General features: G+C 50.6%; 25 protein-coding genes. 10 read left to right on the plus strand and 15 right to left on the minus strand.

The genetic code is table 11. The features are described 5' to 3' along the window. Positions 1 to 232: 232 nt before the first annotated feature. From hhe to CTT34_RS18255, 4 genes are all read left to right on the plus strand, one after another. Entirely contained in the window at positions 233 to 5134 is a 4902-nt protein-coding gene (gene hhe / locus CTT34_RS08980; RefSeq protein WP_217352993.1) for a DUF4011 domain-containing anti-phage protein Hhe, read from the plus strand. A 44-nt stretch (positions 5135 to 5178) separates the two neighbouring features. Beyond that, positions 5179 to 6021, plus strand: a complete 843-nt coding sequence (locus CTT34_RS18310) for a DUF559 domain-containing protein (protein WP_217352994.1) — start codon at positions 5179 to 5181, stop codon at positions 6019 to 6021. A gap of 111 nt (positions 6022 to 6132) precedes the next feature. Further along, on the plus strand, positions 6133 to 7758 hold the full coding sequence (locus tag CTT34_RS08985) for an ATP-binding protein (protein WP_159342116.1): 1626 nt from the start codon (positions 6133 to 6135) through the stop codon (positions 7756 to 7758). Between the two features lie 378 nt (positions 7759 to 8136). Next, a complete protein-coding gene (locus CTT34_RS18255; protein WP_167520875.1) occupies positions 8137 to 8304 on the plus strand; it encodes a hypothetical protein in 168 nt (55 codons plus the stop codon). Positions 8305 to 8488: 184 nt separating this feature from the next. Here the strand turns inward: CTT34_RS18255 and radC are convergent, their stop codons facing one another. From radC to CTT34_RS09015, 6 genes are all read right to left on the minus strand, one after another. Next, positions 8489 to 9031, minus strand: a complete 543-nt coding sequence (gene radC / locus CTT34_RS08990) for a RadC family protein (RefSeq protein WP_475326276.1) — start codon at positions 9029 to 9031, stop codon at positions 8489 to 8491. 44 nt (positions 9032 to 9075) lie between these two features. Next, entirely contained in the window at positions 9076 to 9687 is a 612-nt protein-coding gene (locus tag CTT34_RS08995) for a lambda exonuclease family protein (protein WP_159342118.1), read from the minus strand. A 39-nt stretch (positions 9688 to 9726) separates the two neighbouring features. After that, positions 9727 to 10476, minus strand: a complete 750-nt coding sequence (locus CTT34_RS09000; RefSeq protein WP_159342119.1) for an ERF family protein — start codon at positions 10474 to 10476, stop codon at positions 9727 to 9729. Positions 10477 to 10505: 29 nt separating this feature from the next. Then, on the minus strand, positions 10506 to 10676 hold the full coding sequence (locus CTT34_RS09005; protein WP_159342120.1) for a hypothetical protein: 171 nt from the start codon (positions 10674 to 10676) through the stop codon (positions 10506 to 10508). 106 nt (positions 10677 to 10782) lie between these two features. Continuing rightward, entirely contained in the window at positions 10783 to 11751 is a 969-nt protein-coding gene (locus CTT34_RS09010; protein WP_159342121.1) for a DUF932 domain-containing protein, read from the minus strand. A 97-nt stretch (positions 11752 to 11848) separates the two neighbouring features. Next, positions 11849 to 12187 (minus strand): hypothetical protein, encoded by a 339-nt coding sequence (locus CTT34_RS09015; RefSeq protein WP_159342122.1) that lies wholly within the window; start codon positions 12185 to 12187, stop codon positions 11849 to 11851. 286 nt (positions 12188 to 12473) lie between these two features. Here CTT34_RS09015 and CTT34_RS09020 point away from each other — a divergent pair, with 286 nt between their 5' ends. Continuing rightward, the gene (locus CTT34_RS09020; protein ID WP_159342123.1) at positions 12474 to 12791 is read left to right on the plus strand and encodes a hypothetical protein; all 318 of its coding nucleotides are present in this window, start codon (positions 12474 to 12476) and stop codon (positions 12789 to 12791) included. Positions 12792 to 13175: 384 nt separating this feature from the next. Here the strand turns inward: CTT34_RS09020 and CTT34_RS09025 are convergent, their stop codons facing one another. Genes CTT34_RS09025 through CTT34_RS09040 form a run of 4 tightly spaced genes read right to left on the minus strand, consistent with a single transcriptional unit; the run spans position 13176 to position 15146 of the window. Further along, positions 13176 to 13622, minus strand: coding sequence for a thioredoxin domain-containing protein (locus CTT34_RS09025; protein ID WP_159342124.1), 447 nt, complete (start codon positions 13620 to 13622; stop codon positions 13176 to 13178). Next, entirely contained in the window at positions 13619 to 14185 is a 567-nt protein-coding gene (locus CTT34_RS09030) for a sigma-70 family RNA polymerase sigma factor (protein ID WP_167520876.1), read from the minus strand. Before CTT34_RS09030 ends, CTT34_RS09025 begins: the two co-directional genes overlap by 4 nt. 27 nt (positions 14186 to 14212) lie before the next feature. Then, positions 14213 to 14533, minus strand: coding sequence for an EthD family reductase (locus tag CTT34_RS09035; protein ID WP_159342125.1), 321 nt, complete (start codon positions 14531 to 14533; stop codon positions 14213 to 14215). Positions 14534 to 14591: 58 nt separating this feature from the next. After that, positions 14592 to 15146, minus strand: coding sequence for a carboxymuconolactone decarboxylase family protein (locus CTT34_RS09040; protein ID WP_159342126.1), 555 nt, complete (start codon positions 15144 to 15146; stop codon positions 14592 to 14594). A gap of 196 nt (positions 15147 to 15342) precedes the next feature. On the opposite strand from CTT34_RS09040, the gene CTT34_RS18315 reads away from it, so the two are divergent. The 4 genes from CTT34_RS18315 (at position 15343) to CTT34_RS09060 (ending at position 18531) form a co-directional block, all read left to right on the plus strand. Further along, positions 15343 to 16047 (plus strand): hypothetical protein, encoded by a 705-nt coding sequence (locus CTT34_RS18315; protein WP_217352995.1) that lies wholly within the window; start codon positions 15343 to 15345, stop codon positions 16045 to 16047. A 184-nt stretch (positions 16048 to 16231) separates the two neighbouring features. Beyond that, positions 16232 to 16570, plus strand: coding sequence for a hypothetical protein (locus CTT34_RS09050; RefSeq protein ID WP_159342127.1), 339 nt, complete (start codon positions 16232 to 16234; stop codon positions 16568 to 16570). Positions 16571 to 16657: 87 nt separating this feature from the next. Next, on the plus strand, positions 16658 to 17455 hold the full coding sequence (gene lgt / locus CTT34_RS09055; protein WP_159342128.1) for a prolipoprotein diacylglyceryl transferase: 798 nt from the start codon (positions 16658 to 16660) through the stop codon (positions 17453 to 17455). After that, positions 17452 to 18531: a L,D-transpeptidase family protein gene (locus CTT34_RS09060; RefSeq protein WP_159342129.1), complete on the plus strand. Its 1080-nt coding sequence runs from the start codon at positions 17452 to 17454 to the stop codon at positions 18529 to 18531. The genes lgt and CTT34_RS09060 overlap by 4 nt, the downstream gene beginning before the upstream one ends. Before the next feature lie 64 nt (positions 18532 to 18595). On the opposite strand, the gene CTT34_RS09065 is transcribed toward CTT34_RS09060, so the two are convergent. From CTT34_RS09065 to CTT34_RS09085, 5 genes are all read right to left on the minus strand, one after another. Beyond that, positions 18596 to 19060, minus strand: a complete 465-nt coding sequence (locus CTT34_RS09065; RefSeq protein ID WP_159342130.1) for a DoxX family membrane protein — start codon at positions 19058 to 19060, stop codon at positions 18596 to 18598. A gap of 11 nt (positions 19061 to 19071) precedes the next feature. Next, a complete protein-coding gene (locus tag CTT34_RS09070) occupies positions 19072 to 19596 on the minus strand; it encodes a DUF302 domain-containing protein (protein ID WP_217352996.1) in 525 nt (174 codons plus the stop codon). Between the two features lie 24 nt (positions 19597 to 19620). Beyond that, positions 19621 to 20178 (minus strand): DinB family protein, encoded by a 558-nt coding sequence (locus CTT34_RS09075; RefSeq protein ID WP_159342131.1) that lies wholly within the window; start codon positions 20176 to 20178, stop codon positions 19621 to 19623. A 73-nt stretch (positions 20179 to 20251) separates the two neighbouring features. Next, positions 20252 to 20500: a hypothetical protein gene (locus tag CTT34_RS09080; RefSeq protein WP_038484122.1), complete on the minus strand. Its 249-nt coding sequence runs from the start codon at positions 20498 to 20500 to the stop codon at positions 20252 to 20254. 54 nt (positions 20501 to 20554) lie between these two features. Further along, positions 20555 to 22867: an amylase gene (locus tag CTT34_RS09085; RefSeq protein WP_159342132.1), complete on the minus strand. Its 2313-nt coding sequence runs from the start codon at positions 22865 to 22867 to the stop codon at positions 20555 to 20557. Between the two features lie 191 nt (positions 22868 to 23058). Here CTT34_RS09085 and CTT34_RS09090 point away from each other — a divergent pair, with 191 nt between their 5' ends. Then, entirely contained in the window at positions 23059 to 24015 is a 957-nt protein-coding gene (locus CTT34_RS09090) for a sulfurtransferase (protein WP_159342133.1), read from the plus strand. Positions 24016 to 24049: the final 34 nt, after the last annotated feature.

The raw sequence follows: 24049 nt of genomic DNA on the forward strand, positions 1-24049 counted from the left end.
TCATATGCTAAGGTTAATTTGCAGTCGGGGCTCGACCCAAGACGGTCATACGGTACACACCCTGTTTTTAGAAGTGCTCAGTCTTGAAGGCCTCACGTTGGCTTTTGAGCCCTCAAAATTTTTGATAGGTTGGCTACTGCCGCTAATGGCCTTGTCTTTGTACCAATCGGTAGTAAGTAATGATACTTTGGTGGCAAGCTGGCGGATTATTCAGGACAGGAGCATGAGGACTATGGAACGGCGACCTTACCTTGCGTTAGAGACCAGTCGGCTGAGCAAGATCGTTAATGGCAACACGCAGGATAAAAAGCAGTTAGAATCAGTCCTATTTGAGCTGAACTTTCGAAAAACAAGTGCAGCGAGACAGCTCAAGCGCCGAGTTGAACAACTGTTAGAGCAGTCTGGTCAGCAATTGAACGATTCTCATGAAGCGCCTCAAATACAAGAAGTCGAAAATAAGCAGAACGAATCAATGGATTATGGATCTTCTAAAACAAAGGAACCGAGCCGGACCATGTCTAATGAACAAGACCAGCAAGCTGAGGATAACTTCCTAAACGCGTCAGACCCTTTCGTGCTTGAGTCGCTGGAACTCATGCGCAAAAAGCTATTAGATCTCACGGCTCGAAACAGATTGTTGAATTTCCCTATTCATCAGAAAGCTGCAGCCCTGCGGATTATAGATGAAGTTCCAAACCAACTGTGCGAAGTGCTTCTTTCTGAGCGTGAGCTTACGTTTAGGTCTGTTCCGCCTCCTACCCGGGAAGAGTTAATTGAGCACGGTTACCTTGAAGTAGATGAAGAAAATGGCAAAGACCGCCAGTTAAAAGCTAACCCTGATGCGAAGGAGTGGGCAAAGGTCCTCGGTTTTGATATTAGTTATGAGTTGCCGAGAGATGATGAGGCTCAAGGTGGTGAAAAGCATCAGGATGATGCGATTCAGGTTCTGCTCTACCCACCAGAAATGGAATCTAGATTACGTGCAATACGTAGCAAAGCTCAAACTGCGATAGAGGAAATGGGTTCAAGCATCCTCTATTTGTCGCTTGGTTTCCTGGAATGGGCAGAAAATGACAGCGGCTCAAAAACAAGATTGGCTCCGCTTTTTACAGTTCCGGTACATCTAAGCCGCGGGAAGCTAGACCACAATAGTGGAACCTATCAGTACACCTTGAGTTACACAGGTGAAGATATCCTTCCAAACTTGTCTCTAAAAGAAAAGCTGGCAGTCGATTTCGGTCTTGCGTTACCGGAAGTTGAGGAAGATGTCTCTCCTGAAACCTACCTCGATCATGTTGCTGAAGTAATTAGAATTACAAAACCAAATTGGTCCGTCCGGCGTTACGGCGCTCTTGCTCTGCTGAATTTTGGCAAGATGCTGATGTATTTAGATTTAGATCCAAAGAGATGGCCTCTCGACGAGCGAAATTTGATTAAGCATTTAATTGTGCAGCGCTTTTTCAAAAGTTCGGAAAATGGCTCGGATGAGGGGAAAGGAAATACTGTGGAATATGCCATCGATGAAGTTGAACAAATACATGATTTGTTCCCGCTAATCGATGATGCTGATAGCTCCCAACATAGTGCACTTATTGATGCAGTAAATGGTCAGAACCTCGTTATTGAAGGGCCTCCAGGGACTGGTAAATCACAAACGATAACTAACCTGATTGCTGCCGCTATGTTAAACGGCAAGAAAGTTCTATTCGTAGCGGAGAAAATGGCCGCTCTTGACGTAGTTAAAACTAGGCTAGATAAGGCCGGATTAGGTGATTTCTGCCTTGAACTACACAGCCATAAATCACAAAAGCGCAAGGTGCTTGAAGATATCAGTGCACGTGTAGTGAAACAGAAGCATTTGCACTCAACACAAAACATTGACGCAGAAACCATGCGTTATGAGGAGCTTAAAGAGCGGCTCAATCAGTATGCACAAGAAATAAACGAAACATGGGCTAATACAGATAGAACAATCCACGAGATTTTTAGTAGTGCGGCTCGTTATCGTCAATTGTTAGAGATAAATCCAACCGATATTCATATCGCTGGAATGACGGGGAAGTCTCTCACCGAATTGAAACGGCTTCAGCTTGTCGATCAAGTTAAAGAGTTCCAGCAGATTTATCGAGGAATGATAGAACAGGTCGGGCAAAGTGCCCAACTTCATGATCATCCTTGGTCTGGGGTAGAGAGTACGGCAATTCAGCTTTTTGACTCAGAACAGGTTGTATCTGTTCTTCGGGAGTGGCAACAGTCACTTGATCAATTGCATGAGCGCAACCTGGGAGCTGCACATACTCTCAAGATTGATGTGTCAGAGCTGTTAACGTTGGAGAAATGCGAGTCATTGGCTTTGGATCTCTACGATCTACCAGCACTTTCTCGTAAAGAGCTGTTTAAGGCGCTTGATGGGCTTGATCTCAAGACCCAGTCTGAGGTCGAGGAATTGCTCAGTCTCCATCAAAGAATTCAGGAGACATTTGGGAAGCTAGCAAAGCACATCCTTTCAGAAAAGCTTTCAGCACTATCGCGTGGCGAGCCCTTACCTCCATTCCCCGACTTGCATCTTCTATCTGGTGCATGTCGAGAAGAACACTTCTCAAATATTGTGCGTGCAACCATTAAGCTTGAGAAAGTTGAGGGTGAACTGAAGGCTCTTGATCGGCAGCTGCAAGAATTGAAGGTCGCTTTGCCTTCACCATTAAATGCGAATTTAGAGCCAACTTTTGAGGGCCTCGAAGCTGCAATAAAAATGATTGAAGCGATTGGAGCGCTTGATAGCCGGATGATTAGCCTTCGTTCGGAGCATTTTGATGAAGATGACCTCGATGCCACACTGGAAGCTCTAGACATAAAGCTTCTTCACCTCAAGCCGTTGCGGGAAAGGGTGAGGCAGATTTTTGATATTGACAAATTACCTGATTCAAAAGAATTACAAGCTTTACAAGTACAGCTATTGCGAGAGGGAATGGGTAAATGGTTCTCTGGGGATTGGTGGCGAGCTCGCAAGCAGCTTAAGGGTTTGGCAAAACAACCTGACATTAAATTAAAACAGATCAAGCCTGTTCTATCTGAGGCAATAGAATATGTCTCGGAAATGGAAACATTCGATTCACGGTTGTACAAGCGTCAAATAGGGCCTGCATTTGAAGGGCTAGAAACGGATATAGAGGGGCTGAAACTTCTTCGTGAATGGTATCAGCAAATTCGCAATACTTATGGCATCGGTTTTGGTCAAACGGTAGCTATCGGAGACGGCATTTTTTCACTAGATGCTCAGCTGTTCAAAGGTATTCAGCAGCTTCAACAGAAAGGGTTCGTAAAAGAACTGAGGGAGATACTCGCTTCACTAGATGATATTCAGGCGGTACTGCCCGGCATCTGGCATGAGCTTCATCAGAATCAAAATCTTACAGGCGAACAAGGCTCTTTGCTTTCGGCACACCGTCGCTTTAAAGCGGCCGTGCATGTGATTCAGCAATGGTTTAAAAACAACGAACTTACTCTTGAAGAAATTGAGTCTTGTATAAAACAGTTGAGAACTTTACAAAAGCAGCATTTAACGTTTGAAGAGAACGATCTGCTATATAAGCTCTTCGCTCCTGAGGCTGAGTTGTCAGTTGGGCCAACTGCAGAAAACAAATGTTCACTAGAGTCTATTCGCGAAACACTGGATTTCGCGAGTTACGTCCATCGCAAGCTGCGGTTCGAACCGCTCAGAAAAGTAATCCTAGCGATCAAAACGCATGGTGAGTATGAGCGGCTAAAGGATGAAGCAGATGCTTATATTTCGGATTGGAGCGATCAGGAAGAGGCATACGAGCAGTTTAAAAGTAAGACTGAGCTGAGGCCCGAACAATGGTTGACTAATCAAGATTGGAATATAGATGAAATCAGGCAAAGAAACCTACTAGCGATTGGAAAGCCTGAGTGGCTGAATGATTGGGTCAACTTCGTCCGGATTCGAAACGAGATGAAAGCACAAGGGCTTGAGCCACTTTGGCATCTGGTGACGAGTGGCAGGCTCAGTATCGAGAGTGCAAGGAAAGCTTTGAATTTGGCGATATTTGATCAGTTGTCCAGAGAAATCCTCTCACAAAGGCCACACCTAGGCCGAATATCTGGCAAGAATCAAGCAGCACTTCAAACTACTTTTTGCGAATATGACCAAAAACTAAAGTCATTACAGCGTCTAAGAATTGCCAGTGTGTTGGCGGAACGTCATGTGCCTGGAGGCAACGCAGGGGGAAGAAAATCCGAATATACGGAAATGGCTCTGATAAAAAATGAGCTTGGCAAAAAGACAAAGCATATCCCAATACGTCAGCTAATTAATCGTTCAAGCAACGCCTTATTGGCTTTGAAACCCTGCTTCATGATGGGGCCCATGTCCGCCGCTCATTATCTTAAACCAGGTCACCTGCAATTTGATTTGGTCGTAATGGATGAGGCTTCGCAGGTTAAACCAGAGGACGCGCTAGGCGTCATTGCTCGTGGTGCACAACTTGTCGTTGTAGGAGACCCAAAACAACTACCACCTACAAGCTTCTTCGATCGTCAGGATATGAATGATGATGACGAGCAAAATGCTGCTATGACGCAAACAGATAGCATTCTTGATGCCTCCCTGCCTCTATTCAAAATGCGTCGCCTGCGTTGGCACTACCGCTCTCAGCACGAAAGCTTGATCGCGTTTTCGAATCGAAACTTTTATGACAACGATCTTGTGATTTTTCCATCGCCTCATGCTAAGGCTCAGGAATATGGAGTTAAGTTCAGCTATGTCAAAGGGGGCCGTTTTGTAAACCAACACAACGTTGAAGAAGCAGGTATTGTAGCGAAGGCCGCTGTGAAGCATGCCGTCAATCATCCAAATGAGTCGCTTGGCATCGTTGCAATGAGCTCGAAGCAGCGGGAGCAGATTGAACGAGCGGTAGAAGAAGAGTGCAAAGCAGATAATAAAATCGCAGATGCCGTAGATTGTCTAAGGAATATGGAAGATGGCATGTTCATTAAGAACTTGGAAAACGTTCAAGGCGATGAACGAGACGTGATCTTCATTTCTTGCACTTATGGCCCAAGCGAGGTTGGGGGCGGGTCTATCAGCGGTTTGGCCCAATTAATTCTGATGTAGGTTGGCGGCGTTTGAATGTGCTTTTCACTCGATCCAAGAAGAGGATGCACATTTTTAGCTCTATGCGTGCCGACGATATTTTAATTTCGGAAACTTCTAAGCGTGGCGTGATAGCCCTTCGTGCTTTCTTAGACTATGCGGAGAAGGGCAGTATGAATGGGACGCCTCTCCATACAGGTAAATCTCCTGACAGCGACTTTGAGGTCTCGGTTATCGATGCGCTCCACCAGGCCGGTTTCGAAAGTGAAGCTCAGGTAGGTGTAGCTGGGTTCTTTATAGATATAGCGGTTAAGGATCCAGGTAAACCAGGTCGTTTTTTGATGGGTATCGAATGTGATGGGGCAACATATCATTCTGCCAAATCAGCTCGGGATCGTGATCGCTTGAGACAAGAAGTCTTAGAGCGGCTCGGCTGGCGGATTCGGCGCATTTGGTCAACGGATTGGTTTAGTAATCCCAAAGGTGAGCTTGAGCCGATTATTCGTGAATTGCACAGTCTAAAAACTGATATGTCTGTCGATGAGGGTCTCTACGCACACGATGCTGATCCTTTCGAGGAGGCCGAAGTTGATGCAGAAACGAATGATGAAGAAGTAACTTCAATATTAGGCAGTGAATTTAGCTTACGCGATCGTCTCGAGGCTTTTAACAAGACTGTTATAGCAAAGCATTTCCCAAATACGCCTAAGGATAGGGCGCTGCTACGGCCTGCGATGATAGAGGCTCTGGTTGAGCTCGAACCCGTATCTACTTCCGAATTCGTCGAGGTAATTCCCGAGTACTTGCGAAAGTCAACAGAGCCTAAAGAAGCGAGGCAATACTTGGAAAAAGTACTGGACATTGTTTCAGGGTCTGAGGTCGCACAGACTGCTGACCGGACCATTTAAAGCCAAAGGGATAAGCACGGTCCAAGCAGATTGCTATTGTTGTAGTAGCTCCAAGCTGGCTCTTGAGCCTAGTATTAGATGCTTCGTGAAAATATTGAAAGTGGAGTAGCCATGCATCCCAAATCCATCGTAGGGAATTTCGTCGAAGCGCTGGCGGCGCCCCAATTTGCTAAATCAGCGATAGCCATAAAGCTTTCTAGTGATCCGACACTCGATCTACCGGATGCAGAGACAATAGTCGAAGGTTTTGATTGGATTGACAGGGTTGATCCAAATAAGAGCTATGACTTAGTGGTCGTCGATATTCCGTTGGGAATGGGTCGTAAGAAGATCGAGATCGGAGGTTCAACTATCAGTGCCCGGGAAAACTGGATAGAACTTTCCAAAGCACTGCACTTGCTTACTCCCATTGGTTTGTGTGTGTCAATTGTGGAACCGCCCGCGTTTGGTATCTCCGAGGGACCAAAGTTTCAGGAAGCATTGGCGAGCGAGGGTTTCTATTTAAATGGTGTCTTTAATGTTCCTCCAAATCTCTTAACTACAACCACCATTCGTCCAGTAATTGTAGCGTTTAGTCGAGAAGATCATTCGAGCCTGTTTGTTGCTGAGTTGGAAGAAAAAAACCAAGCTGTCGCAATCGCTCAAGCCTTTAGCCATGGTGATGACCCGGAGTCGAATTCGCTACACGAAGGGATGACGCTTGTGGATGGGAGGTTTGATGGTTTCGAAAGCTTGAAGGCAAGGCTTCAGGTTGATCGTCTCAAGACACAGTACAAAGACTACAAGAGCTATGTCCTAGGCGAGATAGCTATTGAAATGAATACGGTTCGGTCCGGTGAGTCGTTGGAGCATAAGGACAACTCCATCTATGTGCCGACGATCGGGACCTCCGTCGTTACCGACGACCTCTCATCGGTGACGATAAAGCATCACAACCTCATTCAGGTTGTTTTGTCCGACATAGCTAAGAGCCAGTACGCTGCTGCCTTCTTTCGGTCCGATCTAGGCTTATTGATCTTGAGGTCTTTGGTACGTGGGGCAGTCATACCGCTAATAAAAAAATCTGATCTTGCTCAAGCGCAAATTGCTGTTCCAACCTTGAAAGAACAGCAAGAAATCGTACGCTCCCACAGCCAGCTTCAAACTTTGAAAGTGGCAATTGCGAACTTTCAAAGAGAGCTCGCTCTGAATCCCGGAAGTGCCTCCGCAATTCGGGGCCAAGTGGACAGTATGCTGGAAACGATTGGCGGCCTTACCGAAGCAGATAGGGTCATGAGCTTGTCTCGGGAGGGAGAATCTGCAACCGTTGAATTTAAGGAAAGCTTTAGTCTAGATGTACGAAAGGGAACAAAGGAAAAGTACATCGAACTATCAGCACTGAAGACAATTGTGGCGTTTCTTAATACGAACGGGGGCGTCCTTTTGGTTGGCGTTACTGACGCCGGCGATATTCCAGGGATCAGATACGAGGTGGAAAAGTTTCACAAGAGCGTAGATGCGTTCCTGCTTCACTTTAAAAATCAACTCAAGCAACGTGTAGGCGAGCAAAACTACCCTTATATCAATCACCGATTGGTTGATCTCGGCCATGCGAATGTTTTGATGGTTGACTGCAAGCCAGCGTCTTCTCCTTGCTATCTCGACGGGAAAGAGTTTTATGTTCGCACAAACCCAGCTACGGACAAGCTTGAAGGCCCGAAACTCGTCGAGTACGTGCAAAATCACTTCAACAAGTGAGACCGTATCTAAAAGACCAATCACGGTGACAGCTTTTCCGTTGCGGCTTCGCCTCCACTACAAAGCTGCGCGTGTTGGCGGCGTTATCTCAGGTACGACTAAAAGGCCGCTCTTGGCCGATAGCGGCCAAGCCAACTTTGGTGATGCAGAGTTGCATATCCGAGAATCATGTCACTGAATGCATCTGGTGCCAGGGAGAGAATTGCTTAGCCTGTGTTGTTTAGGTGTGTTGTTATTATCTGTATCAACCTGATGGTCGAGAGGAAATTGAACTGACGCCTGATTGCGCCATCGAAGGAAATATCAGATAAAGGTCGGCTTTTGCTGACAAGCTATTACTACCCGTTCTTGCAGGATGGGGTTTTCGCGGAGAACTTTATGGATTATGAACATGCAATTGTGAAATTCGAAGACGGGATTGGCACCCTGTTCTGCAATGGCTGCGGCATTATCATCGCTGAGGGTACCCAGCATGAGGATAGAGAGCACTACTGTACCATGTGCATGAGCGGCAATTGCAAAGCAAAATTCAAGGACGGAAACTGAAATTCCCAGCCCGCCACGCTCCGCGTTTTAGGGAAGGGGGTATGGAATAGATGTTGTGAACATCATTAATCTGAAAACTCTTTAACATCCGCTCTTGGCTGTTTGCTGAAGTAACGAAAAAAATAAAGGCAGCTTTAAGGATGGAGCTGCCAACGAGGCAGCTCTATTTTATTCCAGCATTCGCCTACAAATACCCCATTTCCGCAAATGACTTACACCCATCACTCCCCACCACCACGTGGTCAATCACCCGTATATCCATCAAGCCAAGCGCTTCTTTGAGGCGTTCAGTGATACGCCGATCCGCATCACTGGGCTCAGGATCGCCACTAGGGTGGTTATGAACGAGGATCACAGCGGCGGCGTTGTAAGCGAGCGCTGCCTTTAGTACCTCTCGTGGGTACACGCTGGCTGAATCAATCGTGCCGCGAAACAGCTCTTCAAAGCGGATGACACGGTGTTGGCTATCGAGGAACAGCACGCTGAACACCTCGTGCTCATAGTCTTGAAGCAGGAGCTGCAAGTGCTCAAACGCTTGCGAGGGCTGTGAGATCTTGCGGCCTTTGGCGAGCTTGCGGCGTGCGAAGCGCTTGGCCATCGTAATGATGTCTGTTTCGGTGACCGGTGACGTGACTAAGTAGGTGCCTTCCACTTCACCGGCTTTGAGTTTGCTATGGGGCATGATGACCTCCAAAAAATAAAGATGCCGGGGTGGTGGCCCCGGCATCTATGTCGTTAATAGTGAATGAGCGTTGATGTCCAGTGGGCAGGTCACGCCGCCATCACTTGGCTGATACGTCGCTCCATCTCTTCATGGAACGCCTCAACCCGCTCGGCAATGGTGCGGATCAGCGCCTCATCTCGGTAAGCACGTTTCACAAAAAGCGGCATACCCGGCCAGTAGCTCACAAAGTCGATCCATTCCCGTTCGCTGACCCATAGCCCTCCTTGGCATTGGGGCACGTGCTCGTCGGGGATTTCCCCGCTGAGCAGTACCTCAATCTGGAACTTGGGCAGCTTGGTTTTGATCTCCAGCAGGCCGTTTCTGCCGATCAAACTATCCGGTGAGTAGCCCACGTTATGGTTGAGAATCAGGCCTACTTCTTTGGGTTTCGGTGCACCGGTCATATCGCGATACAGCGAGCGGGCAACACTCTCTAGCTCTTGCCCCCGCTTGGTGTGGGCATTGCCTTGAAATGGCTCGGCCAGCTCACCGGTCATACGCTCGCGGATCAACTGGTGCATATAAGTGATGGCCCCAGTCCCCAACCCGCTTGGGCCTTTACCATTCACCAGCAATGCCTTGAGTTCCGACATAGTGACGCGCCCAAGACGCGCCGCCAGCCACTCCGGCGAGCCTTGTGGCATGGTGAGTATCTGCATACACGCCTCCTGTAGGCGATGAGTGGTCGGGCTAAGCCGCTATTTCACGGCTCGCTTGGTGAGGGATGCACGTAGTTTGTCGAAATCTGCCTGAGGCACCTGAACCGCAGCACCGTATTTACCGCTGAACCACTCTTGGGTAGTGACTGGGCATTGGCTGATCAAACGCTGAATCTGACCCGCCTGAAAGGCGGTGACCCTCTTCACGGCTGCACTTGTACTGGTATGACCGTTATCGTCTTGGCCACGTGTGGTGATGTTGAGCAACGCGCACAGCACATAGCGCTTGCCGTAGCTGGTGGACGATCCAAATGCCTGGACGGCGTTCTTGTTACCGCTCATATCCGCAGGCAGCAGCATGCTGGTCTCTTCACGGTGACCATCCTTATGCATTAGCACGCCCGTTACTTGGATACCGCGTTCCTGGGTCTGAATACGGAAGCTCACCGCAAAGCCGTGTTTTTGTAGGATGGGGCGAACGGTATCGACGATATCCTCCAGCGTGGCATAGCCGCCGTTGTTGGTTTGCCCACGCTCTTCAATGCTGGGCAACTCGGTCTGCATCGCTGCCATGGCCGCGCTGTAGGCCATCATGGCCTGGCGGTCCATCACGCGCTCCTGCATTTGTAGCAGGCGCTCCATTTTGTCGATATCGACGTCAGGGTTAAGCGCCGCGCGCTCGATCACTTGGATAATGGCGGTACTGTCATTGGTCGATGAAGAAGGAGTAGGCGGCACCGCCTGGAGAGACGATGCCTCTTGAGTGACCATGTGTGTCTTGTTCGCCATGACGGCTCTCCTTAAAAACGGTATGGGGGTTAGATATCGCTGGGCAACTGATCGGGGGAGACCGGCACGAGCCTAAGCTCCGCGCGGTAAAACTGGCCTTTCGCCATGACGTAGGTAGTTGCCTGAGTTTGGTCTTGGGTCAGCAGTCGCTCCGTGAGCTGGGTAAGGGCTAAGTCGAGATCGTGGTGTAGCGTTGCCATATAAGCCTCCAAACAAAAAAACGCCCAGCCGGTTAAGGGCTGAGCGTCTATGGGGTGAGGGTAGCGAGGTAGATCAGCGGTAACGTGGTGACTACGCCGTTAATGGTTAGCTGACCAAGGCCAGCGCCGCGTTGAGCGCTTCCTGCTTTAGCTGTGCGCCTTGGCCGAACCAGGCAGAGTCCATGCGGGTATCGTTACTGCGTGCGCGTTTTTCATGATCGACGTATTCGGTCACGGCATTGAGCAAGCCCCAGGCCGTATCCTTCGCGGTCACTAAGTGAGCGCCACGCCCTTCGCCTTGGTAGAGCTTTTGTACCTTGTTGAGCGCTCGGTAGTTGGGCAGTTTGGAAGGATCGTCTAACGGCGTCTCCACGCCGCACATCACCGCTTGGAAGTAATGCTGTGCTTCACGGTGATCAATCTTCCGTTCGGCTAACGCTTTCATGCGGTACATGAAGTCATTCCATTGCGACACCGAAATGCCCAGCTGACGCTTCACGGCACGCGGATCAAACTCTGAACGATGGGGCACCTTCACCGCTTGCGACGTGCCATCGACGGCAATTTGCAGCGTGTTGTTGCACACCACCCGAACCGTGGTGGGCGTGGCCATGGTGGCAAGCGTGCCATCGCAGGAAGTGGCCAACAGCAGATAGTCATTGACCTCATCCTGACCTTTAAGCGACGTACTTAAGCCGCTACGCGCCAGGGCCCAGAACTTACGTCCGCCTTTGAGCACGCCAGCGGTTTCTAGCTCATAACCGGCGTACTCGGTCAGGTCACGGTAAAACTCCAGGATCTCTTCAGGCTGCACCACCTTATAGCGCTGTGACACCACCGACAGCGGTGCTTTGGTATCTGAGCGGTAGAGCACTTTCTGCTCAGGGAACGAGTGAATGCTGCCCAGGTGGCTAGCCCCTTCGGCAATAAAGCGTACCGGCGCTTCTTCGATATGCCAGTTCATACCGGCCTGTTGCTGCCAGACCTCCAGCGGTTGATGACGAGACAGCTGTTGCCCCAGGCCATGCCAAGGGGTATCGCCAACGTAAGCCATGTGTTCAACGAGATGTGCCATGAGTCATTCTCCAGACATAAAAAAGCGCCGACCAGAGGCCAGCGCGAGAAGGTGAATAAGCGGATCATTCGCCCCATACAGGGCGAACAACGATGGGTTAAGCGTTAGGTGCTAGAGGCGGGTAAGCGTCGCGGTAGGTGCAGCCGCACGACAAGCATAACCATGGTGTCCCGCTGCCAACTGGAAGCCACTGCTCAAACAGTGAGGTGGCTATGCGCGAGCCGGTTTGACCTCCGGCCACGGCACCCATCATGGCGGCAGGCAGTTTTGCCAGCGGAAAGCGAGTCTCCGCCAATGGCTGTGAGCCGGTGACGGCGGTTGCGCGCCATGCGCCAACAGCACCGCCGATCAAAGTGCTACCTACCACGCTCACGCGTTGGGCAGTCTCCAGGTTCAGCATGCGCGTTGATGCACAACGCTTACAGGGTGGGGGCATATTGAAGCTCCTATGCAGAGGAAAAGGTTCCATGGGGTGTGGATGCATAGGAGTGATATAGGTTTGAAATTAATTTCATTGTGGCTTTGTATTAGAACGAATCACTTAAAACAGATATTTCAGAACTCCATCAGAAAATCTTCATGTGTGATATTTAGTTATTATATATTTTTCTAATGACAGTGTAATGAAAAGCGAGCCCACATCACTACCAGGTATCGCGATTGCGAGTGAAGATACAGGTCAGATCACTGACTTTAAAAAATAGATACCTGGAGCCTACATCATGAGAACCTTCGAATTTAGTCAAAAAATCGTGATTGCCACTGCGCTATTAGCATTGCTAGCGTCACCGATGGCTTTTGCTAAAACGTCCATTGAGATCAACCAAGACCGTTCTATAGGAACGGATGCGTTTGAGAAGGCACAGTCGTCAGCAGTTTCAGAACCCCCTTCATTTAGTACGGAAGAATTAACCTATGACAAGGGAGATAGACAGTTAGACAGTCATTTTTTGCAGACAGAGCACCAATCTTCAGTAAAACATGACAATGCTATTGCTATCGACTTAACTCATGAAGTAGGTGATGGGCTGCATTGGTAAATTATCGTTAAAGTGTAGCATCTAGTCACTTTTTAGTGGCTAGATGCGTGCACTTTATTTTTTATTAGTATCGCCAGGTTTGCTAGGGTGGCGATTGAAAGAATCATGCATAAAGCGAAACTGCTTATCACAGCAACGACATACTCCACACATGGAAAGATGAAATGCTAGCTGAGCTTTCTGTTGAAATGTTAGTGGCTGCTCAATTTTCAATGACATTAGTCGAGTAGCTTCCATACACATAATCATACCTATACCTCCATTTTATTGTATTAAAGAATATTTGGAAGATGCTTGTTCAAGTTGAACTTGTGTGTATTTGAAGTGTATTCCCTTACAAAATTTTTGAAATTAATTAAGCAGGTATATTTATCTCTGGTAGCTTCATCGCATAAGTTCTTCGAAAGCACCACGTAAATCGCGAGAGGAGGTAACGCCCTCGATGGTCTGCTGTCGATTTCCCTGCCCATCAAATAGAAGAATCGTGACGTGGCCCACTCCGTATCGATGCGCAAAATCGGCACCACTGGTGGTGTTGATATCTGCAATGCGCCAAGCCGGTGGCTGCTCCATTTCGTTCAGCGCTTGTTCTGCATTTGCTTTGAGACGTTGGCACAGCGGGCAGCTGTGATCATGCACTTGTACCGCCACCGGCTGACCACTTCCCAGGATGCTCAAGTCTGATTCTTCTTGTGCCTTATGTTCGTTGGCGATTAGCCAAGCAATGGGGACCGCCAAGAAGGCGAGAAGGATGGCCGCTTTGCGCATCAGCGTGCGGAGTTTGATACCTTTCTTTAGCGGCTTGTTTGCCTTTGTTGACGTCTTCTTCATTTCTCTGTTAACCAGCCTTTTTCAATGCAAGCACGTAATTTAAGCCTTGCTCTATGTAAGATGACCCAGCAATTCGCTTCACTCAGCGAAAGTATTTGGCAAATTTCTTGCGTGGTGAGATCCATGAGTTCGCGCATCGTAAAAACACGGGCTGTATTTTCAGGAAGAGCGATTAAACAGGTATCTAACAATTGCCAGAAAGCCGCATTTTCTAAAATTTGATCAGGCTCACCCCAGGGCTGGGGCATACTGGCGGCTTGCCAGCGTCCGTTCTCTTTAAAAAGATTTTCAAAAGAGTCTTCGTCGCTATGCTCATCGTCTTGCCATGAAATGTAGCGGCGTTCGTATCGAATTCGTTCAAGAAGCTTATTTTTTAAAATTCCAAAAACCCATGTTTCAAAGGCAGATCGGCCACTGAAGGTGTCTTGTTTTTCAATAGCAGTGATCAGTGTATCTTGAACAATGTCTTCCGCTGATGTTTGGTCTCTTAATTGTAACCGCGCAAAAGAGAGAAGCCTGGGCCGCATAGAAGCAACATGCTCATCCATAGAGGAAAGCGTCATAGCAGTGTTTATTCCCTAACAGAGCGGTTAATGAATAGAGTTGTCTCGCTGATCTATGACATTGTAAACATGAATATGTGGTTCAATATTTGTGAAATTACCAATATCTTCAATCAGTTGATTACCTACTTGTGCGAAGGCAGCTTCGTACGCTTCTAGACTATCAAAGCCCAGATGTGTCATTAGATAATAGGGGGACTGTTCATTGGCACAACGATGGACACGCAAATATAAGAGACCATGCTGACTCAATAAGTGATTGACAAGGGGCGTATGCTTGTCTGCATAGTACACATCATCAAAAGTTAATGAATCACTATTTGGATACGCCACGACAACATCTATCATGCGTTTCTCCTTCTAGTTTATATTCAAAGTGGCCGCTATGGCGGCCACAGAGATTGATTTAAGCGTCAGCTGTCCAAGCAAGTGGCTTTAATTCTTCGTTAAGTGGCGTTCCAGCGACATGGTTCGTGTAGTTAGACAGCGTTTTTAACGCACAGGCAATGACCAGTTCTAAAATCTGCTGGTGCGAAAAGCCCGCTTCTAAAAAGGCATCGATTTCCGTCTGTTCTGCCCAGCCGCGTTGTGCGTTTAGGTGGCGAGCAAAACGGGTTACCGCCGCAATTTTTGCGTCGTTGGGTGTCTTGCGTGAACGTAAATCTTTAATCACTGCATCATCAGCGCCTGCTTTTTTGATACCGCCCGTATGAGCTGCGACACAAAAAGAGCATTGGTTATCAGCACTGATGGCTAGCAAAGCCGCTTGTTGCTCGACAGGGCTCAAGCTTGTTTTGGCATAGATGCCATCAAGCGTGAGGTAGGCTTCCAGCAGGGTAGGAGCTTCTGCCATCTTGGCAAAAATGTTGGGCAAAAAGCCCATTTTTTTCTCGGCAGCCTGCAAGTTAGCTTGGGCAGCTTCAGGAGCACTATCCGTGGTGTGAAGCGGAAAATCAGCCATTACAACCTCCTTCTGTACGATAAATAAATCGATGAAGGCATCACGCAAGGCGTCATGCCTGAACGCTGTAAGATTATGGAACAATCGGTTCAAAAATGACAATACTCTTTTTTTGAGTGACGTGTGTAAGGATGTTTATGGCCTGATCACAGACAAAAGCAAGCCCCAATAACAATCTTATCGACAGGTGATCGCTATGCGCCTAGATCGTGATCTACGAAGCCAATTGCTTGGCCGTCTGCATAAACAGCTTTGCTACTCTGCCCCAGCCATTGCCTTGGTAGCAGGCGGCGTCATGTTCCAAACATTCACGGCGCAACAAACCGTTTTGGCAGAAGAAGTGTCATCTACGAGCGTCATGTTGGCGAGCAACCACCGCTCGGCGGAGGCAAGTCCCGAGGCGGGTAGCGAAGCCGAGGCAGAAGGTGAAGCAGAAGCAGAGGGGGAAGCCGAAGCAGAAGCCGAAGCCGAAGCAGAAGGGGAAGCAGAAGCAGCCTCACACCCTAAAGCAGCGTTGGTGAGAAGGCCTGACGGCTATAAGCCGCAGTATGATGAGCGTGGCAATAACCCGGCATCGCTCATTGAGCGCGGCGAAGCGCTGTTTAACGATGCTTCGCTGAGCACCAATGGCCTTTCATGTGCAAGCTGCCACGGCGCAAAAGGCGATGCTGGTTTTCAAACGAGCTTTCAGCAGCCGTTCCCCCATCCCGTCGCAATGGGAACCAACATGTTTGGCATGGAGACCGTTCATGCCGACGAAATGGTTCAACTGTGCATGGTAGCGCCTATGGCAGCAGAACCACTCCCTTGGGATTCTGAGGAACTAGCGGCCTTAGCGGCGTATGTGGTGCACGCACAGCAACGCTTCGCAGGCGAGGTAGACGGACACTGTAATAGGTAAACCTGCTGGGTTTAAAAAAGCGAAAAAAGCAGGGCGGCTTTTAGTCTTGAGCTGAAAGCCGTTTTTTGGACTGACTGTTCTTTTTGTGATAAAAACATCTGCCTGCGTTGGTTCGCAATGCTAAAAGAGCATGGTTAAAAGACACTGGTAGCTAGACATCGAAGGTTGGCTGACATGGCGAAAAATGCGTAACGGACTAGCTAAGCAACTGGCTGCCATGATGATGGTGGTCATCGTTATGCTGTCAGGAGCCAGTGTGAGCAGCATCGCTAAAGGCAGCTGCTTAGTCGATGCGCCTGTGTCAGTGTCTAGTGTGGCTGACGCCCACTGCCTTTCTCTCTCTGCCTTAGAGCAGGCCGCCGAGCATACCGACGCCTCCTGTTCCCCCTTTGCACCTGCGAGTGCCTGCGCGATGTCAGGCCCTGTGCTAACGCCTTCCCCACAAGGGTTGATGAAGGTGCCTTACCCGGAATCTCTTCCTGAGCAATTAGAAAAACCTCCCCGCTTTTTCTTGTCTTTCTAGCACCTTAAACGCTTTTTCATACCGCTTGGCGTTCATGGGGATACCCCGTGACATCACGGTATGCCTGTTAGAAAAACGGAGAAAGCAATGGACTATCCGGCGATTGACCCCGTTGCCGTGGCGCTTGGGCCACTGGTGATTCATTGGTACGGATTAATGTATGTGGTGGGTTTCTTATCTGCATGGTGGTTGGGACGTTGGCGTGCCGACTACTTGGGCCTAAGTAAAGATGACATTAGTGATCTGATTTTTTATAGCGCTGTTGGCGTGATGGTTGGCGGCCGATTGGGCTACGCCCTTTTCTATGGCATGGAGCAGTGGTTAAGCGACCCGCTGTGGGTATTGCAGGTGTGGGATGGAGGCATGAGCTTCCATGGTGGCCTCGTTGGCGTGATCGCGGCAGCGCTCTTTTTTGCGCGCAAAAAGCGACTGGCGTTTATCGATATCGCTGACTTTTTGGCGCCTCTTGTGCCCATTGGCTTAGGCGCTGGGCGGTTGGGCAACTTTATTAATCAAGAGCTTCCGGGCCGTGTGACGGATGTGCCGTGGGCGCTGATCTTCCCGCAGGTAGGGCCTGAGCCACGCCACCCCTCTGCGCTATACGAGATGCTGCTAGAAGGGGTGGTGCTATTTGTTGTGCTCTTCTGGTTATCACGTCGTCCTCGTCAAAGGGGATTGTTATCCGGGGCATTCCTATTCGGCTATGGCGTATTCCGCTTTGCGGTGGAGTTTGTGCGTATGCCCGATGCCCATCTTGGGTTTATCGCTTTCGACTGGGTCACCATGGGCCATGCGCTTACGCTACCGATGATAGTAGGGGGGCTGGGGTTAATACTGTGGTCACGTTATCAGCCTGCTGCCAATGTTAAGGAGGTAACACAATGAGTGCTGTTATGCGTCAGAAGGTAAAACGAGTGATGTTGAAACAGAGTGTCGCGGCGGTGCGTAACGCCGCATTACTGAGCGTGCTCACATGGCCGATCTGGGTGAGTGCAGAGGAAACGACGGTGCCCGATCACCACTATCCGCTGCCTGACAGTGGCGATGTCATCGGTCAATACTATCAAGTGCTTGCCAATGAAGAAGACACGCTGATTGATATCGCACGAACGCACAAAGTGGGCTACGAAGAGATCCGTGCGGCCAATCCCGAAGTGAGTCTTTGGATGCCAGGGGAAGGGACGGCTGTCACCATTCCCAGGCAACACATTCTGCCCAATGTGCCGCGCACGGGCATCGTCATTAACGTGGCGGAATTAAGGCTCTATTACTATCCAAATGTGTCTCAAGGGGAAGCTCCTAGGGTTGAGACTTATCCTATCGGGATTGGTCGTGATGGCTACGATACGCCGCTGGGTATCACACAAACGACTATGCGCCTTGAAAATCCTGCTTGGTACCCGCCGCGCTCTATGCGTGAAGAGGCGGCGGCGCGTGGCGAACCTGCACCCGCCGTGGTGCCGCCTGGGCCAGATAACCCGCTGGGTGAGCATGCTATTTTATTGGATATACCTGGCTATTTAATCCACGGTACCAACCAGCCTGACGGGATTGGCATGCGGGCCAGCCGAGGGTGCATACGGATGTATCCGGAAGACATTGGCTCAATTTTCGATAACGTGCCTACGGGAACGCAGGTCAATATCATTGATGAGCCTATCAAGGTAGGCGGTGGGCAAGACGGTGAAGTGGTCGTGCAGGTGTTCAACACCCTTGACGATGAACAAGCCACTTTGGAAACGCTGAAGGCGTTGCTGCTTTCTCAGTTGTTAATAGAGGAAGACGAGCTGGCGTTATTAGATGCCGACAAGGTGAACCAGTGGTTTGAGCAATCAGACGACCAGATTTGGTCACTTTCCTCGCTCTATGTGTCTGAAGAGGAAGACGCTGAGCCGGTCACCGACATGGATATTTACCAAATGATCAGCCAGACCAATGCAACGCATTGTGTTTACGGGTAAGGAGACAGGATAGAGCGCCATGGCACGTCGGTGCCATGGCGTTAAGTCAGCGGCAGACCTAGCACTAAAGCGGGGCGGAATCTCTGGAGCAGCGATTGCGAGCCTTCCAGGCTGTGGCCGGGCGCTGCCTAAGAGCATCCAGTGAGTAACGGTCAAAAGCAGGAAATGCCATCAGTAACAAGCTACCGGCAAAAATGGTGACCGAGGGGTAAAACAGAATATTGGTGCCAGGTAGATAGAGACCTAATGGGTCGACAATTGAGGGGAAAACAGCGATGAAAGATGCCCCATTAATGAGTGCCTGCATGGGGTATGCATATCGTCTTAGGTACCCAAGTAACACCAGCCCACCTAATAAGAGTTGTAAGGCCCCAAAGCACAGAATAAGCAGCTCTGCTGACATGAAGGGTAAGTAAAATTTGTCGCTAATCGCCACACTGCCGCTGGTATTGACGAGCTTATTCGCTCCCCAGGCCAACATAAGTCCTGCTAACGACACTCGCAGAAATAAAAGCGTTACAGCTTGCATCACATCACCCCTCATGGCGCTACGGCGCTATCGCCAATGTCTTGGAACAGCGCGTCTAGTGTCTCTGCCGCATGGGCTAAGCGCGGCGTGTCTGGGGTAATGTAAGGCGCAAACACAGTGCTAGGGTGCTTCCATGAAAGCGTGGCACGGTGGCCTTCACTATCGTCTTCGTTTTCGGTGACATAGAACCTGATAGGGGCCTCAATCATGGCGGGTACGCTTTCGCGAAGGATTGTCACCGCAAAATCGTTTCGAAAGACGCCCACCACCCGATTGCCGGGTATTGCTTCGCCTCGTTGGGCGGCAGCTTCCGTTGGACCTGCTTCTGTCACTACGGCCATACCTGCTGCTTCGACGGCATCACGCAAATCCGCTAATAGCGTTGCATAATTTTTGTCTGACGCCATCACGGTCCAGCCTTCCGTCGGCCATTCATGAGTGCCATTAGCAGTGGCCTGAGCCACAAAGGAACCTATACCGATGGTGAGTACCAACGCTGCAAAACGCGAGCGTGGTGGGGTAGTTCGTCTATTCATGAATAGCACTCCTTGGCATAAGGGTTAATGGGTGGATTGTCGCCAATGGCGCAGCGTGGAGGGGTGAACACCAAAGTCTTTGGGTACCGTGACACTCAGGGTGTCGCACAGTAAGCGAATCAGTGCCATGTGATGCACCGTATGGCTGGTAAGAAACGCCAACTCTCTTCCTAAACTAGAGGCGAGCGGATACGCATGGTCCTCATGGCCTACGAGATAGTTCAGTACCAAGGGGGTATCCGCGGGCTTATCATTCAATGCGTGAAGAGCGCTTTGTAGTGCGTTAATCGTATTGGCGGCTGCCGCAGGGTTCTCTTCTAGTGCCACCTCTCGTGGGCGCTGCTCATAATCCATCTGATCTACATGGGGGGCGTTAGCATATCCCGCCAGCAGCGTTTGGTAGTGCTCTATGATGTGGCGAACATGTTTGCCCACTGACTGGCTGCCAAATAGTTGGCTATACGACGTGCTGGCAAGAGAGGCCACGAGTGACTGCAGCTGTGTGAGCGAGAGTGTGTTCTCTTCAACCAACGGTTGGCAGGGAAATTGGCATTTTGAGATGGGCAGCGATGTCACGGGCATAGCGAAGGCTCCTAATAAGCTGAGCTGGTCGAAGCACCAGCTCAGCACAACGGATTAAGCAGTTAGCGCAGTGTTAACCGGCTTCAGCACCGCCTTCGGCTTCCCCTTCACCTTCTGGTTTTTCGCCTTCACCGCCGCCTTCAGCACCGCCTTCCGCTAGCATCATGGGCGCTTGCTGAACGTTAGTCATGCTGTCGGTCGGCTCATCCGCGTGGGCTTGAAACGCCAGACCGCTCGCTACCAGCGCGAGGGCGGGAGCCGTGTAGCCAAACTGACGGCTCAAACGGCTGAGTAACCGGCGTTTTGCTTCATGTTGAGACATGGTCGTTCTCCTATGGTCGCGATTATTGCGCCAAATGGCGCATCTTACCCACCGCTACACAGCGGCATGGGAAGTGGGGTGTAATACGTGGCGGCTCAGCCATGCGTCCAGATCATGACCCTGAGAGGCCAAACTGAGCGATACCTGCTCTGAGCGCTGACACAGCGCTTGCAACGCATGAAGCGATTCGGCGCTGAGGTGGTGTTCTGTTTCATACGCTGTCGGTAACAGCGCGCCTAGCAAAGACAAAGAAGAGAGCGGCTCGGGCAGCGTGTCAGCATCCGCGGAGAGGACGATGACGGTAGGCGTCCCTAACGGCTGATGAGGCAGAGGCGTCCAGTCGTGATCACTGAGCGGAAGATTCAGTGGAACAAGGCGCGCGGGTGACTGAGGGAAAAGTCGTGCCCCACGGGTGATGCTCAAGCCGTGCTGCGTAGCCACGTGTGCCAGTGTGTCGAGTACGCCTGGGGACATTGGGGTGGGTAATACGCAGGCGAATTGCTGCTGGGTATTGCCCAGTAGCGCAATGTCGAGCGTTAAATCGCCCGCACGAGACGCAGTCTTCATGCAGTAGCGGGTGATGGCATCCAGAATATCGGGCCGTTTAAGGCGAGCACTGATGACGCGGCTATGGTTGGTGAGGCAGTAACCGTTGGCGCTTTCTAATAGGTGTAAAGGCTCGGCGGGTAAGGCGGCGTCATGCATGCCTTTCGCCAATGGCGATAAGGCGCGCGCTAAATGCTCCGCGATAGCACCGCTAGGGGCCGTTAATAGCCACTGCCGCCCTGCAAAATAAAAAGTGGTTTGCCACGCGGTAGATGCTGTGCGCTCTGAATAGACCTTGGGCTCGTCTGAAGTAGCCGTATGCAGTGTCAAGAGACCTTGCTGGTACCAAGGGGTTAACGTTGCCCATAGGTCGGCCATCAACTGCTCTTTTGCTATTTGCCCCCCGCTGGCGGCGATGAGGTGCACGATCATCTGCTCGATAGACTCGCCCTCGCTAGCCAGTAGCCACATCAAGGCAGCGCTATCGTTTAACTGGTAGTAGAGCCCGCTTGGGTGGTGATAAAGCGCCAGCTGGTCGCCTTCAATCAGCTCACTCACTCCGTGAGTGCGAAACGCGATAGCTTGCTGAAGCTCAGGTGAAGCCAGCTGGTAGTCGGCGAGGCTGGGGAGTCCGATGAACGGTAAGTAATCCAGCGTGGCATCTAAGCTGGCCTCAGGATAGAGAGGCACAAACCCTCCTGAGCGCTTGCGTTCAGCGGCCAGCGCTTCTGCATCTATATAGGGAGGTGTCACCCGTGGGTAGAGTCCTACAAGGCTAAGCATATCGCTCACTAGGGCGCCTTTCACCGCCTCTTCGACGGTACCTCCATGTTCTGGTTTTGCGCAAATACCCAGCGACGGGCTTAAATTACACTCCAAAATCCACGGCTTCAGTTGATCATCCACCAGGCAGTCCAAGCCAATCAACTCGTAACAGCCCATAGGGTCTGCGCCATCCTCTTGGGTTCGTAACCGCATGGTACCGGCTGCCGAGAGCGCCGTGAGCGTGGCAAGATCCCGCAGCTGGTGGAACAGCACGTCATCATCATGCCCCTGATCGCGTAACCACTCTCGGTAGCGTTCTAGATCAATAAACTCGACAGGGATCTCCGCCTCGATATTCAAGGCATTGATATCTGGGTTGGTTAACTGACTAAAGGGGTTGTCGATATCGTCGGGGTCCCAGGGTTCAGAGGCGAGCTTGGCAAAACCCTGGTCATACAGGTACACCCGCAGCGGGTCGATACTGGCGATTAGCATATAGAGACGCAGCACGTACTTGTGCCCGCGAATGGTATGCGGGTTCGCGACGTACTCTTGCACCAGCCAGTTGGGGGTGAGAGGGGCGGTGGTGGGGTCCTTGAGAACACGAACTCCCTGCCCTTTGGAAGCGTTGGTGGGCTTTAAAATCCAGTGTTTATGCGGGTTAGCCGAGGCATCTTCGATCAAGGCCGGGTAGTCGTGAGGCATTTCATAGGCACGCGGAAAAAAGTCTAGCCGCGCCACGGTCTCATGGTCATCCCCGAAGGCGTGACGCATGCGCTCGCGCAAGCCGCTCAGGCTTTCGTGCAAGCGGCTCTTAACGGTGAGCGCCGCATTACCAGGAATATGGTTCATTTTGCACGTGGGAGAGGTGTGCTGGAAAGCACGCTTCAACGGCATGCCGGTTACCCACGCGGCCTGCCAGTGGTGTTCATCCCCCTCCTTCCACTGCTGAGCTTCTAAGGTGCGACGGAAAAAATGATCCTGCTCGGCATGGCGCTTCCCGCTTAGCCAGAAGGTGGGCGCTGACTCAGACGAGCGTGGTGTGGAAGGGGGCATAGCAGTGCTCCTGTTGCATTGTGCTCATGTTCAGTGATGCCACTTTCAAAATACTTACAGCGTCACACAGATTATTTTCTTGCGCCCTTGGCGAGTGCCATATAGCCAAACTCTATTGTCAGCTTCTCTTTTTATAGCGCATGATAAGGGTATTGTACCAATCGTTCCTTCCTGGCAGAGGAGTTGTCTCCATGAAACGCAGCGTTATCAGTGCCGTTGGTGTCTTCAGTGTGGTTGCCCAAGCTCAAGCGTTGGAAATGACGCCCCTTGTGGATGCGCAGTGGTTAGATACCCACAAAGATGAGCCATCTCTGGTGATTTTGGACGTTCGTTCCTCCATCGATAACGGCGGAGATGAAGATAGCTTTCGAGAAGCGCGCATACCGGGCAGCCGCTACACCAGCTATACCGATGACGGCTGGCGTGAAACCCGTGATAGCGTGGCGGGCTTAATGCCCGAAGTTGATGACCTGGAAGCACTGATCGGTAGTTTGGGCATCAGCAACGACAGCGACGTGGTGATTGTGCCAGCAGGCACAGGGCCGACGGACTTTGGCAGTGCAGCAAGGATCTATTGGACCTTGAAAGTATTAGGTCACGATGACGTGGCGATTTTGAACGGTGGTTTTGCAGGCTGGCAGCAGCAGGGCTATGACGTGGCCACGGGCGGCCCCGATGCCTTTGATTCGACCAACTTCGAAGCGTCTTTACGTGAGCAGTTAGTGGCAAGCACGGAAGAGGTAGAGGCAGCACGAGAAGAGCAGGCGCAGTTGGTAGACGCACGACCCTCTGACTATTTTTCAGGTGAGAATAAATCACCCGCCGCACGAGTGGCCGGCACGATACCAGGCGCACGAAGCCTACCGCACCAAAGCCACTTAAATGTTCAAAACGGTGCTTACTACCTGGATGTTGATGGTCTGCAATCACGCATCAATGAAGCCGACCTCGATAGCCGTGAGCGCACCATCGCGTTTTGCAATACCGGGCATTGGGCGGCGACCGACTGGTTTGTACTCAGTGAAGTGGCCGGATTTGAGAATATCGCCATGTACGACGGCTCTATGGCCGCCTGGACCATTAGCGACTCACGGCCAGTACAGCTTGCCCGTGAAGGCATTAAACAGGTACGTGAACTGCTCAATTAAGCCTTTTGCCTCTATGCCCGTACGAACGCGTGCG

Source organism: Halomonas meridiana, from assembly GCF_009846525.1.
GTDB lineage: Bacteria > Pseudomonadota > Gammaproteobacteria > Pseudomonadales > Halomonadaceae > Vreelandella.

Coding starts and splice junctions, on each gene's coding strand:
- hhe (WP_217352993.1), top strand. CDS start 233: ATGGAACGGCGACCTTACCTTGCGTTAGAGACCAGTCGGCTGAGCAAG.
- CTT34_RS18310 (WP_217352994.1), top strand. CDS start 5,179: ATGCACATTTTTAGCTCTATGCGTGCCGACGATATTTTAATTTCGGAA.
- CTT34_RS08985 (WP_159342116.1), top strand. CDS start 6,133: ATGCATCCCAAATCCATCGTAGGGAATTTCGTCGAAGCGCTGGCGGCG.
- CTT34_RS18255 (WP_167520875.1), top strand. CDS start 8,137: ATGGATTATGAACATGCAATTGTGAAATTCGAAGACGGGATTGGCACC.
- radC (WP_475326276.1), bottom strand. CDS start 9,031: ATGCCGGGGCCACCACCCCGGCATCTTTATTTTTTGGAGGTCATCATG.
- CTT34_RS08995 (WP_159342118.1), bottom strand. CDS start 9,687: ATGCAGATACTCACCATGCCACAAGGCTCGCCGGAGTGGCTGGCGGCG.
- CTT34_RS09000 (WP_159342119.1), bottom strand. CDS start 10,476: ATGGCGAACAAGACACACATGGTCACTCAAGAGGCATCGTCTCTCCAG.
- CTT34_RS09005 (WP_159342120.1), bottom strand. CDS start 10,676: ATGGCAACGCTACACCACGATCTCGACTTAGCCCTTACCCAGCTCACG.
- CTT34_RS09010 (WP_159342121.1), bottom strand. CDS start 11,751: ATGGCACATCTCGTTGAACACATGGCTTACGTTGGCGATACCCCTTGG.
- CTT34_RS09015 (WP_159342122.1), bottom strand. CDS start 12,187: ATGCCCCCACCCTGTAAGCGTTGTGCATCAACGCGCATGCTGAACCTG.
- CTT34_RS09020 (WP_159342123.1), top strand. CDS start 12,474: ATGAGAACCTTCGAATTTAGTCAAAAAATCGTGATTGCCACTGCGCTA.
- CTT34_RS09025 (WP_159342124.1), bottom strand. CDS start 13,622: ATGAAGAAGACGTCAACAAAGGCAAACAAGCCGCTAAAGAAAGGTATC.
- CTT34_RS09030 (WP_167520876.1), bottom strand. CDS start 14,185: ATGACGCTTTCCTCTATGGATGAGCATGTTGCTTCTATGCGGCCCAGG.
- CTT34_RS09035 (WP_159342125.1), bottom strand. CDS start 14,533: ATGATAGATGTTGTCGTGGCGTATCCAAATAGTGATTCATTAACTTTT.
- CTT34_RS09040 (WP_159342126.1), bottom strand. CDS start 15,146: ATGGCTGATTTTCCGCTTCACACCACGGATAGTGCTCCTGAAGCTGCC.
- CTT34_RS18315 (WP_217352995.1), top strand. CDS start 15,343: ATGCGCCTAGATCGTGATCTACGAAGCCAATTGCTTGGCCGTCTGCAT.
- CTT34_RS09050 (WP_159342127.1), top strand. CDS start 16,232: ATGCGTAACGGACTAGCTAAGCAACTGGCTGCCATGATGATGGTGGTC.
- lgt (WP_159342128.1), top strand. CDS start 16,658: ATGGACTATCCGGCGATTGACCCCGTTGCCGTGGCGCTTGGGCCACTG.
- CTT34_RS09060 (WP_159342129.1), top strand. CDS start 17,452: ATGAGTGCTGTTATGCGTCAGAAGGTAAAACGAGTGATGTTGAAACAG.
- CTT34_RS09065 (WP_159342130.1), bottom strand. CDS start 19,060: ATGCAAGCTGTAACGCTTTTATTTCTGCGAGTGTCGTTAGCAGGACTT.
- CTT34_RS09070 (WP_217352996.1), bottom strand. CDS start 19,596: ATGAATAGACGAACTACCCCACCACGCTCGCGTTTTGCAGCGTTGGTA.
- CTT34_RS09075 (WP_159342131.1), bottom strand. CDS start 20,178: ATGCCCGTGACATCGCTGCCCATCTCAAAATGCCAATTTCCCTGCCAA.
- CTT34_RS09080 (WP_038484122.1), bottom strand. CDS start 20,500: ATGTCTCAACATGAAGCAAAACGCCGGTTACTCAGCCGTTTGAGCCGT.
- CTT34_RS09085 (WP_159342132.1), bottom strand. CDS start 22,867: ATGCCCCCTTCCACACCACGCTCGTCTGAGTCAGCGCCCACCTTCTGG.
- CTT34_RS09090 (WP_159342133.1), top strand. CDS start 23,059: ATGAAACGCAGCGTTATCAGTGCCGTTGGTGTCTTCAGTGTGGTTGCC.